Origin of the sequence: Mesorhizobium sp. B2-4-7 (assembly GCF_006442685.1) — a bacterium.
GTDB lineage: Bacteria > Pseudomonadota > Alphaproteobacteria > Rhizobiales > Rhizobiaceae > Mesorhizobium.
This window is the reverse complement of the sequence record NZ_VFVH01000002.1, coordinates 372,303-387,321: the sequence shown is the minus strand read 5'-3', so window position 1 is coordinate 387,321 and position 15,019 is coordinate 372,303. Positions and strand designations below refer to the sequence as shown.

16 protein-coding genes are annotated in these 15,019 nt (G+C 66.1%); 9 read left to right on the top strand and 7 right to left on the bottom strand.

What is annotated here, in order from left to right:
* Window positions 1–94: 94 nt before the first annotated feature.
* From hemW to rph, 4 genes are all read right to left on the bottom strand, one after another.
* The gene (gene hemW, locus FJ946_RS08545; protein ID WP_140491825.1) at window positions 95–1,273 is read right to left on the bottom strand and encodes a radical SAM family heme chaperone HemW; all 1,179 of its coding nucleotides are present in this window, start codon (window positions 1,271–1,273) and stop codon (window positions 95–97) included.
* Window positions 1,270–1,932 carry an RdgB/HAM1 family non-canonical purine NTP pyrophosphatase gene (gene rdgB, locus FJ946_RS08540; protein WP_140554722.1) on the bottom strand — a complete coding sequence of 221 codons (663 nt, stop codon included), beginning with the start codon at window positions 1,930–1,932 and terminating at the stop codon, window positions 1,270–1,272. Before rdgB ends, hemW begins: the two co-directional genes overlap by 4 nt.
* Window positions 1,932–2,342 (bottom strand): VOC family protein, encoded by a 411-nt coding sequence (locus tag FJ946_RS08535; protein WP_140554721.1) that lies wholly within the window; start codon window positions 2,340–2,342, stop codon window positions 1,932–1,934. The genes rdgB and FJ946_RS08535 overlap by 1 nt, the downstream gene beginning before the upstream one ends.
* Before the next feature lie 177 nt (window positions 2,343–2,519).
* The gene (gene rph / locus FJ946_RS08525) at window positions 2,520–3,236 is read right to left on the bottom strand and encodes a ribonuclease PH (protein WP_140563837.1); all 717 of its coding nucleotides are present in this window, start codon (window positions 3,234–3,236) and stop codon (window positions 2,520–2,522) included.
* A 185-nt stretch (window positions 3,237–3,421) separates the two neighbouring features.
* On the opposite strand from rph, the gene hrcA reads away from it, so the two are divergent.
* From hrcA to FJ946_RS08495, 6 genes are all read left to right on the top strand, one after another.
* The gene (hrcA, locus tag FJ946_RS08520; RefSeq protein WP_140524421.1) at window positions 3,422–4,534 is read left to right on the top strand and encodes a heat-inducible transcriptional repressor HrcA; all 1,113 of its coding nucleotides are present in this window, start codon (window positions 3,422–3,424) and stop codon (window positions 4,532–4,534) included.
* A gap of 37 nt (window positions 4,535–4,571) precedes the next feature.
* On the top strand, window positions 4,572–4,766 hold the full coding sequence (locus FJ946_RS08515; RefSeq protein WP_140524420.1) for a hypothetical protein: 195 nt from the start codon (window positions 4,572–4,574) through the stop codon (window positions 4,764–4,766).
* A 124-nt stretch (window positions 4,767–4,890) separates the two neighbouring features.
* Window positions 4,891–6,261, top strand: a complete 1,371-nt coding sequence (locus FJ946_RS08510) for a sorbosone dehydrogenase family protein (RefSeq protein ID WP_140563835.1) — start codon at window positions 4,891–4,893, stop codon at window positions 6,259–6,261.
* Window positions 6,262–6,390: 129 nt separating this feature from the next.
* Window positions 6,391–7,008: a LysE family translocator gene (locus tag FJ946_RS08505; protein ID WP_140563833.1), complete on the top strand. Its 618-nt coding sequence runs from the start codon at window positions 6,391–6,393 to the stop codon at window positions 7,006–7,008.
* A 192-nt stretch (window positions 7,009–7,200) separates the two neighbouring features.
* A complete protein-coding gene (gene cysK / locus FJ946_RS08500; protein ID WP_140491804.1) occupies window positions 7,201–8,181 on the top strand; it encodes a cysteine synthase A in 981 nt (326 codons plus the stop codon).
* A 200-nt stretch (window positions 8,182–8,381) separates the two neighbouring features.
* Window positions 8,382–9,008 carry a glutathione S-transferase family protein gene (locus FJ946_RS08495; protein ID WP_140563831.1) on the top strand — a complete coding sequence of 209 codons (627 nt, stop codon included), beginning with the start codon at window positions 8,382–8,384 and terminating at the stop codon, window positions 9,006–9,008.
* Window positions 9,009–9,042: 34 nt separating this feature from the next.
* Here the strand turns inward: FJ946_RS08495 and FJ946_RS08490 are convergent, their stop codons facing one another.
* The gene (locus FJ946_RS08490) at window positions 9,043–10,287 is read right to left on the bottom strand and encodes an RNA polymerase sigma factor (protein ID WP_140563967.1); all 1,245 of its coding nucleotides are present in this window, start codon (window positions 10,285–10,287) and stop codon (window positions 9,043–9,045) included.
* 7 nt (window positions 10,288–10,294) lie between these two features.
* Window positions 10,295–10,663: a YciI family protein gene (locus tag FJ946_RS08485; RefSeq protein ID WP_140491798.1), complete on the bottom strand. Its 369-nt coding sequence runs from the start codon at window positions 10,661–10,663 to the stop codon at window positions 10,295–10,297.
* Window positions 10,664–10,924: 261 nt separating this feature from the next.
* On the opposite strand from FJ946_RS08485, the gene FJ946_RS08480 reads away from it, so the two are divergent.
* From FJ946_RS08480 to FJ946_RS08470, 3 genes are read left to right on the top strand one after another with little or no spacing between them, the layout of a single operon-like run.
* Window positions 10,925–11,884 carry a TAXI family TRAP transporter solute-binding subunit gene (locus FJ946_RS08480; protein WP_140563829.1) on the top strand — a complete coding sequence of 320 codons (960 nt, stop codon included), beginning with the start codon at window positions 10,925–10,927 and terminating at the stop codon, window positions 11,882–11,884.
* 57 nt (window positions 11,885–11,941) lie between these two features.
* Window positions 11,942–14,047 carry a TRAP transporter permease gene (locus FJ946_RS08475; RefSeq protein WP_140563827.1) on the top strand — a complete coding sequence of 702 codons (2,106 nt, stop codon included), beginning with the start codon at window positions 11,942–11,944 and terminating at the stop codon, window positions 14,045–14,047.
* Window positions 14,044–14,427 (top strand): DUF1850 domain-containing protein, encoded by a 384-nt coding sequence (locus FJ946_RS08470; protein ID WP_140563825.1) that lies wholly within the window; start codon window positions 14,044–14,046, stop codon window positions 14,425–14,427. Before FJ946_RS08475 ends, FJ946_RS08470 begins: the two co-directional genes overlap by 4 nt.
* A gap of 313 nt (window positions 14,428–14,740) precedes the next feature.
* On the opposite strand, the gene FJ946_RS08465 is transcribed toward FJ946_RS08470, so the two are convergent.
* The gene (locus FJ946_RS08465; protein ID WP_013892047.1) at window positions 14,741–14,881 is read right to left on the bottom strand and encodes a hypothetical protein; all 141 of its coding nucleotides are present in this window, start codon (window positions 14,879–14,881) and stop codon (window positions 14,741–14,743) included.
* Between the last annotated feature and the right edge of the window lie 138 nt (window positions 14,882–15,019).

Below are 15,019 nucleotides of genomic sequence, written 5' to 3'. Positions count from 1 at the left end.
ATAGCCTCACCGGTCGGGTCTCAACTCAGATACCGCGAAACAGCCGCCTCCAGAAGCGTAATCTTGGCTTCGAGATTGGGAGCAGCATCCCAGCCTACCGTGCCAGATCGGCCACCACGGCGTCGAGCACGATCATGCCGGCGGGCGTGGCGCGCAGGCGGGCGTTGCCGATCGGCGCCACCAGCCCTTCGCCTTGCAGCACCGACAGCCGTGCGCTCGACAGGCCGCGCCCGGAAAACGCTTCGTAGCGCGACAGGTCGATGCCTTCCGCCAGCCTCAGTCCCATCAGCAGGAACTCGTCAGCCTCTTCGGAGCGCGTCAGGGTCTCGCCTCCGGTGACGCCATGGCCCTTGGCCTCGACCAGATTGGCCCAGGTTTCCGGCATCCTCTCCGCGATGGTCACGACGCGGTGGCCGTTCTCGACGAAGCGGCCATGCGCGCCGGGGCCGACGCCGACATATTCGCCATAGCGCCAGTAGGTCAGATTGTGCCGGCTTTCGGCACCCGGCCGGGCGTGGTTTGAGATCTCATATGCCGGCAAACCATGGGCCGATGTCACCTCTTGCGTCAGCGCATAGAGGTCGGCGGCGTGGTCGTTGTCGGGGATGATGAATTTCTTCGCCGCGTGCAGCGCGTGGAACGGCGTGCCTTCCTCGATGGTCAGCTGATAGAGCGACAGATGGTCGGCGGCGTGGCCGATCGCCTGTTCGAGCTCCGATGCCCAGGCCTCCGGCGTCTGGCCTGGCCGTGCGTAGATCAGGTCGAAGGAGAGCCTTGGGAATATCTCCCGCGCGAGCCCGATCGCGTGCAGCGCCTCGTCCACATTGTGCAGCCGGCCAAGGAAGCGCAAATCCTTGTCGTTCAGCGCCTGCACGCCGAGCGAGACCCGGTTGACGCCCGCAGCGCGATAGCCGCGAAAGCGTTCGGCTTCGACCGAGGAGGGATTGGCCTCCAGCGTCACCTCGATGCCGTCGGGCACCGTCCAGTTCTTCGCCACGGCGTCCAGGACCCTGGCCACCGTTTCCGGCTTCATCAACGACGGCGTGCCGCCGCCGAGAAAGATGCTGGTCACCTCGCGTGGGCCGGTGCGCTGGCGCATCGTCGCCAGTTCCGCCTCGAAGGCGGCGGCAAAGCGCTCCTGGTCGACCGGCTGGTGGCGGACATGGCTGTTGAAGTCGCAATAGGGGCATTTGGCCGCGCAGAACGGCCAATGCACATAGACGCCGAAACCGGGGCTGCGGTCGAGCGGCATGGTGGCGCCGGGCCTGATCATGCCGAGCCTAACCGGGCCAGACCCAATCGGGCTTGGGCGAATTTCTGGAAGGCGCGGGCGCGGTGCGACAGCGCCGTGGCCTGGCCGGGTTTCCAGCCGTGTTTTTCCTCGGCGGTCATCTCGCCGAAGGTCTTTTCGAAGCCGTCGGGCAGGAACACCGGGTCGTAGCCGAATCCGAGCTCGCCGCGCGGCGGCCAGACCAGCGTGCCTTCGGCCTCGCCGCGGTAATATTCGGCCTCGCCGTCGGGAAAGGCGAGGCAGATGACGGCGACGAAGCGACCCTTGCGCTGCTCGGCCGAGGCGGCGCCGACTTCCTGCAGCGCCACTTCGGTGCGCTGCATGGCGATGCCGAAATCCCTGCTGCCATCAGGCGTTTCGGCCCAGTTGGCGGTGTAGACGCCGGGCGCGCCGTCAAGCGCGTCGACGCACAGGCCCGAATCGTCCGACAGCGCCGGCAGGCCCGTCGCCTTGGCCGCGGCGAAGGCCTTGATATAGGCGTTCTCCTCGAAGGTTGTGCCGGTCTCCTCGGGTTCGGGCAAGCCATAGTCCTTCGCCGATTTCGCCTCGAATCCGAATGGCGCCATCAGATCGGCGAATTCGCGCAGCTTGCCTTCATTGTGGCTGGCGACGACGATCTTTTTTCCGTCGAGAGAATGCATCAAAGTCCCCAGATTCTCGGCTCGGCGAATTCGATCGAATTGCCGGAGGGATCGCGGATATAAAGCGAGCGGCCGCCTTGCGGCCATTCGAATTCGCTTTCGACAGCGATGTTCTTCGCCTTCAGATGGGATTTCCAGCGGCTGATTTCATCGGCGGTCGCCGCAAAGCAGAGATGGCCTTCGCCCGATGTGCCGTGTGGCGGCACTTTCAGCCTCGCGTCGGGCGCAGGCGGGATCCTGGTCGCCTCGGCGTTGAAGACCAGCAGCACGCCGGCTCCGCAACGGAAGAACAGATGGCGGCCCTCGACCTTGCCGAGAGGAGTGAGGCCGAGGATGTCGGTGTAGAAGGCTTCGGCAGCGGCGAGGTCGGTGACGTAAAGAGCGGATTCAAGAATGGCAGAGGGGATCACGAGGCACCCCCCTCTGGCCTGCCGGCCATCTCCCCCGCAAGGGGGGAGATTGGCAGCGTGAGCGCCCGCTCATGGTATTCTATGCTGATTACTGGCGAAGACAACAGCCGATCTCCCCCCTTGCGGGGGAGATGCCCGGCAGGGCAGAGGGGGGTGCCCAGGCTCCGCATGAATAAACTACGCCACCGCCATCTGCTGCAAACTCACCAGCCTCTGGATGCCTTTCTTGGCCAGGCCCATCAGCTCGGCGAACTGCCCTTCCGAAAAGGGCTCGCCCTCGGCCGTGCCTTGGATCTCGACGATGCCGCCCTTGCCGGTCATGACGAAATTGGCGTCGGTGCCGGCCGAGGAATCCTCGATATAGTCGAGGTCGATGACCGGCTGGCCGTCATGGATGCCGCAGGAAATCGCCGCGACATGGTCTTTCAGCACCTTGGCGACGCTCACCATCTGCCGGGCCTCCATCCAGCGCAAGCAATCGTAGAGCGCCACCCAGCCGCCCGTGATGGAGGCGGTGCGGGTGCCGCCATCGGCCTGGATGACGTCGCAGTCGACGGTGATCTGCTGCTCGCCCAGCGCCTGCAGGTCGACCACCGCGCGCAGCGAGCGGCCGATCAGCCGCTGGATCTCCAGCGTGCGCCCGCCCTGCTTGCCGGCGGAGGCCTCGCGGCGCATGCGCTCGCCTGTCGAGCGCGGCAGCATGCCATATTCGGCCGTCACCCAGCCTTTCCCGGAATTGCGCATCCAGCCCGGCACCTTTTCTTCCAGGCTTGCCGTGCACAAGACATGCGTGTCGCCGAACTTCACCAGGCACGAGCCTTCGGCATGTTTGGAGATGCCGCGCTCGAAGGAGATGGCGCGCATTTCGTCGAACTGGCGTTTGGAGGGGCGCATTCGGCCTGCTTTCTTGTCAGCTTTTTTGAATCTTGGCCGGCTTTTAGACGCATGCGGGGCACGGCGTAAAGGAAAATGGACCGGCGGCCGCAAACGCGGCGACACCGGGGTGATCGCGCAACACGACACCGGGTTGCGCGCAGCGCCGCGAAGTCTATATCCTTGAACCGGAGGTTATGGCCGCAATGACCAAGGCAGTCGATCCCGCTTCGCAGTCGCTCGCTCTTCACACGCCGGCACTTCAGGCGCCCGCACTTCAGGCGCTCGACATGCGTTCGCGCGACATCTTCCGGCGCATCGTCGATTCCTATCTGAGGGACGGCGAGCCCGTGGGATCGCGCAGCCTGTCGCGCATCCTGCCGTCCTCGCTGTCGCCCGCCACCATCCGCAACGTGATGAGCGACCTCGAACATCTCGGCCTGATCTACGCGCCGCACATCTCGGCCGGCCGTCTGCCGACGCAGGCCGGCCTGCGCTTCTTCGTCGACGCCTTTATGGAACTGGGCGACCTCTCCGACGAGGAGCGGCGCAGCATCGAGGCGCAGGTGCGAGCCTCCGGCTCGGGCGCTACCCTGGAACACATGCTGACCGAGGCCAGCCAGATGCTGTCGGGCATGTCGCGCGGCGCCGGCCTGGTGCTGGCCGCCAAGAACGAGGTGGCCCTTAAGCACATCGAGTTCATCCAGCTCGAACCGACCAAGGCGCTGACCGTGATGGTGTCGCAGAACGGCGACGTCGAGAACCGGGTCATCGATCTGCCGGCCGGCATCACCGTCTCGCAATTGCACGAGGCCTCGAATTTCCTCAACGCCCATATTCGCGGCCGTACGCTGGCCGAGGCGCGGGCGGAGGTCGAGCGTATCAAGGAAGAGACAAGGGCAGCGCTCGACACGCTGTCGCAGGACCTGGTGGAGAAAGGGCTGGCGGTGTGGGCCGGCGCGGAAAGCGGCCTGCCGGCGCGCCTGATCGTGCGCGGCCGCGCCAATCTGCTCGAAAACGTCACCGCCCAGGCCGACATCGAACTCCTGCGCCACCTGTTCGAGGACATGGAGACGCAGGACGGGCTGATCCAGCTGCTCGACCTCGCCGAGGCGGGACCGGGCGTGCGCATCTTCATCGGCTCGGAAAACAAGCTTTTCTCGCTCTCCGGCTCGTCGCTGGTCGTGGCGCCTTACCGCGACAAGGACGCCCGCGTCGTCGGCGCGCTCGGAGTCATCGGCCCGACCCGGCTCAACTATGCCCGCATTGTCCCGATGGTCGACTATACGGCGCAGCTGATATCGCGCATGCTGCGCTGAGAGCTGGGATCGATCCAGCCGGCCGAGGAGAGAAAAGATGGCGCTGGAATCGTTCAAGGCCCAGATCAGCCTGCTGCTGGAGGAGATGGTCAACCAGCCTGAGGATGTGCGCGAAGTGCAGGAGCAATTGCGCGAGAAGCTGCGCGAAATCCGCGCCATGGGCATGCCGCTGCCGGCCGACCTCGTCGAACTGGAAAAGAACCTCGACGCCGATCTCGACGCGGATACCTGACCCGAATTCCTTCAACTCCCCGTGTCGTCCGGAACGACTGCCGAGCCCGCCCGTTCCCTTGGTGCATGTGACCTCGGTCTTGGGACAACGACATGCATGAAGAAGCGAGAAGCTGGAGACTGGGATGATCCGACTTGCCGGCGCGGTGGCGCTCCCTGCTGCCTTGCTCTTCGCCGCGACGGCATTGGCCCAGCAGGCAGAGCCGGTGCTGAAGGGCGCGGCCGCATTCGGTGACTGGCGTGCCGACGAGCCGGGCGTGCGCCGGCTGATCAGGCCGCAAGACCAGCCCCGGCCCTATGTCACCAGATCCGCTTCGAACAGCGCCGGTCCGGTGCAAAGGCCTCGAGGCGCCGAGCCGCGGCTGCCGGCGGGTTTTTCGGCGGAACTGATCGCGTCGGGCATCGATAATCCGCGCGTCGTGCGTGTCGCGCCCAATGGCGACCTGTTCGTCGCCGACAGCGAGGCCAACCAGATCCGCGTCTACCGTCTCGGCGAGGGCAGCGCGAAACCTGTCAGGGACGGCATCTTCGCCCGCAATCTCAACCGGCCCTACGGCATCGCCTTCTATCCGCCAGGGGACAGCCCGCAGTGGATCTATGTCGCCAACAGCGACAGCATCGTGCGCTTTCCCTACCGCGATGGCGACCTGAAGGCCTCCGGCGAGCCGGAAACCGTCGTCCGCGATATTCCGGCCACTCATCACTGGACCCGCGACGTCGCGTTCTCGCCGGACGGCAAGACGCTGTATCTCTCGGTCGGCTCCGGTTCGAACGCCGCCCAGGACATGGCAAAAAAACCGCGGGGCGGGCTCGACGCCTGGGCCAGGTCGAAGCCGCTCGGCGCCACCTGGGGCGCGGAGGAAGGCCGCGCCGACGTCAGGGCTTTCGACCCGGACGGTAGGAATGGCCGCATCGTTGCCACCGGCTTGCGCAATTGTTCGGGCATGGCCATGCAGCCGGCGGCGGGCGCGCTGTGGTGCGTGGTCAACGAGCGCGACGCGCTCGGCGACAACGTGCCCTTCGAATATGCGACCGAAGTGAAGGAAGGCGCCTTCTACGGCTGGCCCTGGTACTATATCGGCGACAATGAGGATCCGCGCCACAAGGGCGCGCGTCCCGACCTTGCCGGCAAGGTCACCGTCCCCGACATTCTGATGCAGGCGCATTCGGCGCCGCTCAACATCGCCTTCTACGACGGCAGGAATGTCCGCGCGGGATCCGGTTTTCCGGCCGAATACAGGGGCGACGCCTTCGTCGCCCTGCACGGTTCGTGGAACCGCGGCAACAGGACCGGCTACAAGGTGGTGCGGCTCAAGTTCAAGGACGGCAAGCCGACCGGCGAATATGAGGACTTCATGACCGGCTTCCTCACCTCCGGCGGCGAGGTCTGGGGCCGGCCCGTCGGCGTGGCGGTGGCGAGCGACGGCGCGCTGATCGTCACCGAGGACGGCAACGGCACCATCTGGCGCGTGACCTACGGCGACGGGCGGTCCTGATCCGCTTGGGAGGTCCCGGGCACGGGGCATGCCTGGTGCAACCAAATCCGGCTCCAGGCAATTCCCGCCCGCGAAACTCTGTGCGACAAGGCGCCGTCCCAGCAGTTTCGCGGACGCAAGGCTCGATCCATGACCCTCACCGGCTTCCTCGCCTACAGCGCCGCCCTCGGCTTGGCCGCGGCCATTCCCGGCCCCGGCGTCACCGCGCTTGTGGCGCGCGCGCTCGGTTCCGGCTTCCGCTCGTCGCTGGCCATGTCCTTCGGCCTGATGCTCGGCGACCTCCTTTATCTCACCGCCGTGGTGCTTGGGCTTGCCTTTGTCGCGCAGACCTTCGGCCTGGTGTTCCTCGCCGTCAAATGGGCCGGCGTCGCCTATCTCGCCTTCCTCGGCTGGCGCTTCTGGACCGCCGGCATCACGCCCGAGACGGTCGAGGCCAGGAAAGGCAACGGCGGGCTGGCGTCGAGCTTCCTCGCCGGCCTGACGGTGACGCTCGGCAATCCGAAGACGATGATCTTCTATCTCGCCATCACGCCGACCATCGTCGACCTCAAGACCATCACGCTGGCCGATTACGGCATCCTCGCCGCACTCACCGTCCTCGTCCTGTTCGTGGTGCTGGTGCCTTATCTGGCGCTGGCGGCCAAGGCACGCTGGTTCCTGCGCTCGCCGCGCGCCCTGAAGGCGCTGAACCGCACCGCGGCCGGTTTCATGGTCGGCGCGGCGGCGGCGATCGCTGCCCGCCAATAGGGCCATTTTTGCCAAAGCATTCCGCTGGACCGGCTTTTGCGGGAACGCTTTTCCGAGGCCGAGGCGTTTTAGACACGCGCCCCACTCGGATATTTTCGGGCGACGGTCTATCTTGCGTCCGTGGAAGGCCTATCTTGGCGGGCCATCCGTCTGAGATCAGTTCATCCGCCTGACATTCTGGGAGCCAAACCAATGAACAAGTCCGCCGCCTCCGCCCGTGTTCCCGGCCGTGGCCGCATCTACAATTCCATCACCGATACGATCGGCGACACGCCACTGGTGCGGCTCGACAAATTCGCCAAGGAGAAGGGCATCGTTGCCCATCTCCTTGCCAAGCTCGAATTCTTCAACCCGATCGCCTCGGTCAAGGACCGTATCGGCGTGGCGATGATCGAGGCGCTCGAGGCATCGGGCAAGATCGCTCCCGGCAAGACGACGCTGATCGAGCCGACTTCGGGCAATACCGGCATAGCGCTTGCCTTCGCCGCCGCCGCCAAGGGCTACAAGCTGATCCTCACCATGCCCGAGACCATGTCGGTCGAGCGCCGCAAGATGCTGGCGCTGCTCGGCGCCGAACTGGTGCTGACCGAAGGGCCGAAAGGCATGAAGGGCGCCATCGCCAAGGCCGACGAACTGGCGGCCACCATCCCCAACGCCATCATCCCGCAGCAGTTCGAGAACCCGGCCAATCCCGAGATCCATCGCACGACGACTGCCGAGGAGATCTGGAACGACACCCATGGCGAGGTCGACATCATCGTCTCCGGCATCGGCACCGGCGGCACCATCACCGGCGTCGGCCAGGTGCTGAAGAAGCGCAAGCCTTCGCTGCATGTCGTCGCGGTCGAACCGGAAACCTCGCCGGTGCTGTCGGGCGGCCAGCCTGGCCCGCACAAGATCCAGGGCATCGGCGCCGGCTTCGCGCCAAAAATCCTCGACACCACCATCTATGACGAAATCGTCACGGTCTCGAACGAGGATTCGGTCGCCAATGCCCGCCTCGTCGCCCGGCTGGAAGGCGTGCCGGTCGGCATCTCCTCGGGCGCCGCTTTGCAGGCGGCGATCGTCGTCGGCTCGCGGCCGGAGAACAAGGGCAAGAACCTGGTGGTGATCATCCCGTCCTTCGCCGAACGCTACTTGTCGACCATCCTGTTCGAGGGCTTGGGGGCGTAGGGTCTTCGTTGGGCGAAGCGATACGGCGCGTCGCCTGTCGAGTTCCGACACGCTCTCTTCTGCCCTGCCGGGCGCTTAACACAAAAGGCGCTTAGCCTGGCCCGCTGAAAAAACCCGCGGTGGCGGCTGCCACGGGCTTGAGCAGCGCCCTGCTTCCGGTTCATATCGCCCCGGCCCCCGCAGGGCCGGCGGAGGACCTCATGTACAAGCTCTACACCCGTCCCGGCAGCGGCGGCTTCGTTGTCGAGGCGGCCCTGGCGCTGGCCAAGGCGCCGTTCGAGCAGATCGACGTACCGAAATCCGATCGGCCCGATCCCGCTTTCCTCCACATCAGCCCGCTGAACCAGGTGCCGGTGCTGACCTTGCCGGACGGCCGCTCGCTGACCGAATCGGCGGCCATCTGCATCCTGCTCGCCGAACGCCATCCGCGGGCCGGGCTGGCGCCGGCGGCCGATGAACCGGCCCGCGCCGACTTCCTGCGCTGGATGGCGTTCATGTCGTCCGCCCTCTATCCGGCGGTGCTGCGTTTCTACTACGCGCCGCGCTACACGGCCGACGCCGACGGCGCCAAGGCCGTCAAGCAGGCGGCCGTGGCCGAGATGGACCGCGGCTTTGCCGTCGTCGATGCCGCCTTGCGCGGCCGCGACTGGCTGGCAGGCGAGGCGATGTCGGTGGCCGATATCTATCTGGCCATGCTGGTGGCCTGGCATCCCGACAGCGGCAAGGCACGCACTGCCTGGCCCGACATCGAACGCATGTGGGCCAGGCTTCGCGAGCACCCGCTGATGAAGACGCTCAACGCATCGCACGAAATGTGGCCGGGCTGAACAATTCATCGGCAAAGCACCGCGCTCAGGCATTTCAATGCCTGAGCGTCGCGCGTTTTCCCTGCAGGAAGCGGCGTACCGCCGGATCGCTTTCGAGGCCGATCGCACGGTCATAGGCTTCGACCGCCTGCGGCACCTGGCCGAGCCTGGCCAGAAGGCCGGCGCGCGCGGCCCAATAGGGCTGGTAATCATTGAGCCGCTTGTCGTCGCCAAGCACGTACAACGCCGCCAGCCCCGCCACGGCGCCCTCGGCTTCGGCGATCGCCACCGCGCGGTTGATCGCCACCACGGGCGATCGTGCGATCGAAAGCAACGCGTCGTAGAATTCGCGGATCGCCACCCAGTCGGTCTCGCCGCTCAGCCGCCGCGCCGCGTGGACGGACTGCACGGCCGCCTCGAGCTGGTAGCGGCCGATCGCGCCCATGGAGGCGGCGCGGCCGAGCAGGACTTCCGCCTCGTCGATCAGGGCATGATCCCACAGCGCATGATCCTGCTCGGCGAGCGGCACATAATCTCCGGACCCATCGCGGCGCGCGGTACGGCGCGCCTCGGCGAACAGCATCAGCGCAAGCAGGCCCAGCGCCTCCGGTTCGTCCGGCAGCAGCGAGGCCACCAGCCTGCCGAGCCAGATCCCTTCTGTGGCCAGGTTCCGGCGCCGCGTCTCTGTGCCCGCCGGGTCGGACCAACCCTCGGCGAAGGTCGCGTATATGGCCTCCAGCACGGTATCCAGGCGCTCGCCGAGTTCGGCTCGCTTCGGTACGCGGAACGGAATGCCGGCTTCACGGATGCGGGCCTTGGCCCGCACCAGGCGCTGGCCCATTGTCGCCGGCGGGACCAGGAAGGCGGAGGCGATCGTCGCGGCGTCGAAGCCAAGCACGGCCTGCAGGATCAATGGCGCGCGCACGCCAGGTTCGATCGCCGGATGCGCGCAGGCGAACATCAGCCGCAGCCGCTCGTCGGGCAGGTCCTGGTCGGTCATGCACGCCTCCGCCTCCTCGGCAATCAGCTTGAGATGGTCGCGGCCGGCTTCGCTGGTGAGCCGCCGCCGCACCGCGTCGACACGCCGCCGCCTTGCCACGGCAAGCAGCCAGGCTTCCGGCTTTTCCGGCACGCCGGTCTCCGGCCAGCGTTCGAGCGCCGCGGCAAAGGCGTCGGCCAGCGCGTCCTCGGCGGCGGCCACATCGCGCGTGCGCGCCGCGAGCCAGGCGACCAGCTTGCCGTAGCTTTGCCGGGCGGCGGCCTCGGCGGCTGCCCGGGCAATCTGCGCGCTGCTGTCCATCACATCGTCATTTCTTGGGCATGTATTCGGCCATTTCCCAAATCGGCCGCAACTCGACCGTGCCTGTGCTGGCCGCCGGGCAGCGCGCGGCCCATTCGATGGCGGTATCGATGTCGGCCGCTTCGATCATGTAGAAGCCGGCAAGCTGCTCCTTGGTGTCCGCATAGGGGCCGTCGATCACGTTGGTCTTGCCGTCGGTGATCCGCACCGAGGTGGTTGCCTGAGTCGGGCGCAGCCTTTCTCCGGCCAGCCACGCGCCGGATTTCTTCAACGCTTCGGTATAGGCGCCATAGGCCGCGCTCATCTGTTGAGCCTTCTCGATCGGCGTGTTCGCCAGTGCGGCTTCGTCGTTGTTGATCAAAAGCATGTATCGCATGGGTCTTCTCCCGTGGTTTCGTAGGCCGCGTCCTTGCGAGCCGGACATATGTCGCGCGGCAAGGGCCGATTTCGACAGGTGCCGGAAAAAATCTTTCGGCCACGGTCGCGCCCCGCGCAAGCCGGAGCTGTTTCCGCATCCATTCAACCGTTCGTCTAATGAATGCAATTGCGGGTTGGCATTTGCGGCCCGCCGTCTAAACTCGGCCGGTTCGCATCGAGGAGGTGGTGCGGCAGCCAATATTTTCAGGGAGGAAACCGGATGTTCCATTTCAGAACGAAGTTCGTTGCAGCCGGCGCAATGGCGCTTTCGCTTGGGCTCGGCATTGCCTCGGCCAGGGCACAGGAATTCATCAACGTGCTGACCGGCGGCACGTCGGGCGTCTACTACCCGCTCGGCGTGGCGCTGTCGGAAATCTACAGCAAGGGCATCACAGGCGCCCGCACCCAGGTGCAGGCCACCAAGGCTTCGGTCGAGAACCTCAACCTGCTGCAGCAGGGCAAGGGCGAGATCGCCTTCGCGCTCGGCGATTCCGTCAAGATGGCCGCCGAAGGCAATGCCGAGGCCGGCTTCCCCGGCAAGCTCGACAAATTGCGCGGCATCGCCGCCATCTACCCCAACTATATCCAGATCGTCGCCAGCCAGGATTCCGGCATCAAGACGCTGGCCGACCTCAAGGGCAAGAGCCTGTCGGTCGGCGCGCCGGCCTCCGGTACCGAGCTCAATGCGCGTGCCATCTTTGCCGCCGCCGGGCTGAAATACGAGGATCTCGGCCGGGTCGAATACCTGCCCTTCGCCGAATCGGTCGAGCTGATCAAGAACCGCCAGCTCGATGCCACGCTGCAGTCGGCCGGCCTCGGGGTCGCCTCGATCCGCGATCTCGCCACCTCGGTGCCGATCAACGTCGTCGCCGTGCCGGCCGAGGATGTCGCCAAGATCGGCGCCCCCTATCTGTCGGTGGTTATCCCCAAGGGCACCTATGAGGGCCAGGCCGAGGACGTCGCGACCGCGGCCGTCGGCAATTTCCTCGTCACCCGCGCCGATGTTTCCGACGAGACGGCCTATCAGATGACCAAGCTGATGTTCGAGCATCTCGACCAACTAGCCGCCGCCCACGCCGCCGCCAAGGCGATCGATCCTGCAAAGGCGCTCGACGGCATGCCGGTGCCGCTACATCCAGGCGCGGAGCGGTACTACAAGGAGAAGGGGCTGCTGAAGTAGGCGAGGACTATCTGAGATGTCTTCGCACTGTCATTCGCTCATTTTGGAGTGCGTCGGATGAGCGAAGCAGCCGACGGCAAATCCTCCACCTTCCATCTCCCCGTCGCCGAAGAGCAGGTCGAAGGCTTGCCGCCGGGCTTTGGCGACGGCATCGCCGGCAAGGCTGCCTTCCTCATCGCCGTCGCCTTTTCCGTGTTCCAGATCTACGTCGCCGCCTATGGCAGCATCCCGAGCCAGGTGGTGCGGGCCATGCATGTCGGCTTCCTGCTGCTGCTCGGCTTTGGCCTGATCGCCAACCTGCGCACACGAAGCCCGGCGGCCAAGGCCGTGTTCTGGGCGCTCGGCGTGCTCGGCTTCGGCACCGGCCTCTACAATTGGGTGTTCTACACCGACCTCATCCGCCGCTCCGGTTTCCTCACCACGCCGGATCTTGTCGTCGGCGCGGTGCTGGTGGTGCTGGTCTTCGAGGCGGCCCGGCGGCTGATGGGACTGCCGCTGGCGATCATCGCTTTCATCTTTCTCGCCTATTGTTTCGTCGGCAACCATCTGCCGCCGCCCTTCATCCATCGCGGCTACGATTTCGCCCAGCTCGTCGACACTTTCGCCTATGGCACCGAAGGCATATACGGCACGCCGGTCTATGTCTCGGCCGCCTATATTTTCATTTTCGTGGTCTTCGCCGCCTTCCTCGAACGCGCCGGCATGATCGCGCTGTTCAACGATTTCGCGCTCGGCCTGGTCGGCTCATGGCGCGGCGGCCCGGCGCAGGTCTGCGTTTTGTCCTCGGCACTGATGGGCACCATCTCCGGCTCCGGCGTCGCCAATGTCGTGGCCAGCGGCCAGTTCACCATCCCGCTGATGAAGCGCTTCGGCTTCCGGTCGGCCTTCGCCGGCGCCGTCGAGGCGACCTCCTCGATGGGCGGCCAGATCATGCCGCCGGTGATGGGCGCGGTCGCCTTCATCATGGCCGAGACGCTGAACATCCCCTATGCCGAAGTGGTCAAGGCGGCGATCATCCCGGCGCTGCTCTATTTCGGCGCCTGTTTCTGGCAGGTGCATCTGGAAGCCGGCAAGGCCGGCCTGCACGGCATGGCCAAGGCCGAACTGCCCAATCCCTGGGATGCCGTGCGCCAGCACTGGCCGCTGGTGCTGCCGCTGGCGGCCCTCATCTATCTCCTGTTTGCCGGCTACACACCGATCTTCGCCGGCACGATGGGGCTGGCGCTGACCATCGTGCTCATCCTCGGCACGCCACTGGCGGCCCTGATCGGACCGCTCGCCTTCCGCGTCGTCTTCTGGCTGGCGCTCGGGCTCGCCGCCGCCTCGTTCATGCGCTTCGGCGTCAACATACTCGGCCTCGTCATCGCCGCGCTCGTCGTCGCCTGCTTCGCCTTCAAGGGCGGGCGCGAAACGCTGCGGATCTGCGTGGATTCACTCGCCGAAGGGGCCAAGAACGCGCTGCCGGTCGGCATCGCCTGCGCCATCGTCGGCATCGTCATAGGCACGCTGACGCTCACCGGCATCGCCTCCACTTTCATCGGCTGGATCATCTCCATCGGCCAGGACAATCTGTTCCTGTCGCTGGTGCTGACCATGCTCACCTGCCTGGTGCTTGGCATGGGCATCCCGACCATTCCCAACTACATCATCACCTCCTCGCTGGCCGGCCCCGCGCTGCTGTCGCTCGGCGTGCCGCTGGTGGTCAGCCACATGTTCGTCTTCTACTTCGGCATCATGGCCGATCTCACGCCGCCGGTGGCGCTGGCCGCCTTCGCGGCCGCCCCGATGGCCAGGGAAAGCGGCCTCAAGATCGGCATCCAGGCGACCAAGCTTGCCATTGCCGGTTTCGTCGTGCCGTTCATGGCCGTCTACACGCCGGCGCTCATGCTGCAGGATCCAGGCCCGGTCGCCGCCCAGTTCGGCTACCCCGTCGAGGTCGCCTACATCGTCGTCAAGGCGTGCATGGGCATCGTGCTGTGGGGCGCCGCCGCCGTCGGCTTCCTTGCCAGGCGCATGGCGTGGTGGGAACGGCTCATCGCCTTCTGTGCCGGCGTGCTGCTGGTCGCGGCGATCCCGCTCACCGACGAGACAGGCTGGGCATTGTCGTTTGCCTGGATCGGCTGGCATTTCTGGCGTGCGCGGCGGGCGACGGCCCAAGCATGAGCCTGTGTATCCTTGCCGCCGGCAAGACGGTGACGCTGGCGGCCGCCGCCTTCACCCTCTCCTGGACGCACTCGGTGGAGCGCACGCGCTGGGAGGAACACTGGAAGGTGATGCCTTCCGGCCTGCAAGTCACCGAGGCGCGCATAAAGGGCTCGGGCGCCGGCATGGAACCACCGGAGGGCGCGGTGCTGCGAGACGGCTGGTGGGCCTATGCTCCGAAGGTCGGGCCGCAGCGAAGCCTTATGCTCGCCGCCTCCGGCGCGACCGGTGATGGTTGGACACTGTGCACAGATCAGGGTTGCCGAGAACTCGGCAAGGTGGCCGGCGGCACGATCGTGCTGGAGCCGTGTGCTCCGGACGGCACGAGCCTGCCGCGGTAGCGCACGATCATCCCGGCTGGAGCCAGCGCCGTCGAAGACGGTCAGCGGATGGCTTGCATCGAAGGGTATTCAGAAGGACGGCTTGGACTGGGCCCGACTGGACTGGGGCCGACTGGGCTGGAGAAGGTCGCTTACGCGGGCCTCGGCGGCTCGTGTCCTGAGACATTAAGCCGGCGAAGGCGGTCTCAAAGCCGCGGCGATGTCGCACGCCGCCGATCGGCGAAGGTCGGGCGCTCGGCGCGATAGGTGGTGGCGCGCGACTCGACGTCAGGCCTGCAGATGCGGCTGTTGTGTCGGCTCTCGAAAGTCATGGTCAGTGCGCGCCCAGCGAGGTGCCGCGACGAGCGCAGGCCGGGCCCGGCCCGCGCATGTAGTAGCGCTCGGGCCGATAGGTCGGCGCGACGAATTCGCGGATGGCTGCGGCATAGCCGATGAGGTGCGTGAGGAAGTTCATTTTACCTGTCCCTGTCCCGACTTTCGGGTGTCCCTTCCGAATTGCGGAAATCATAGCGTCGAGGCGTGAATAGTCGGTGAACGCGATGTTAATTTCTGGTCGAAAACCCGTCGCTTCATGGCCGGAATGCGGCTGATT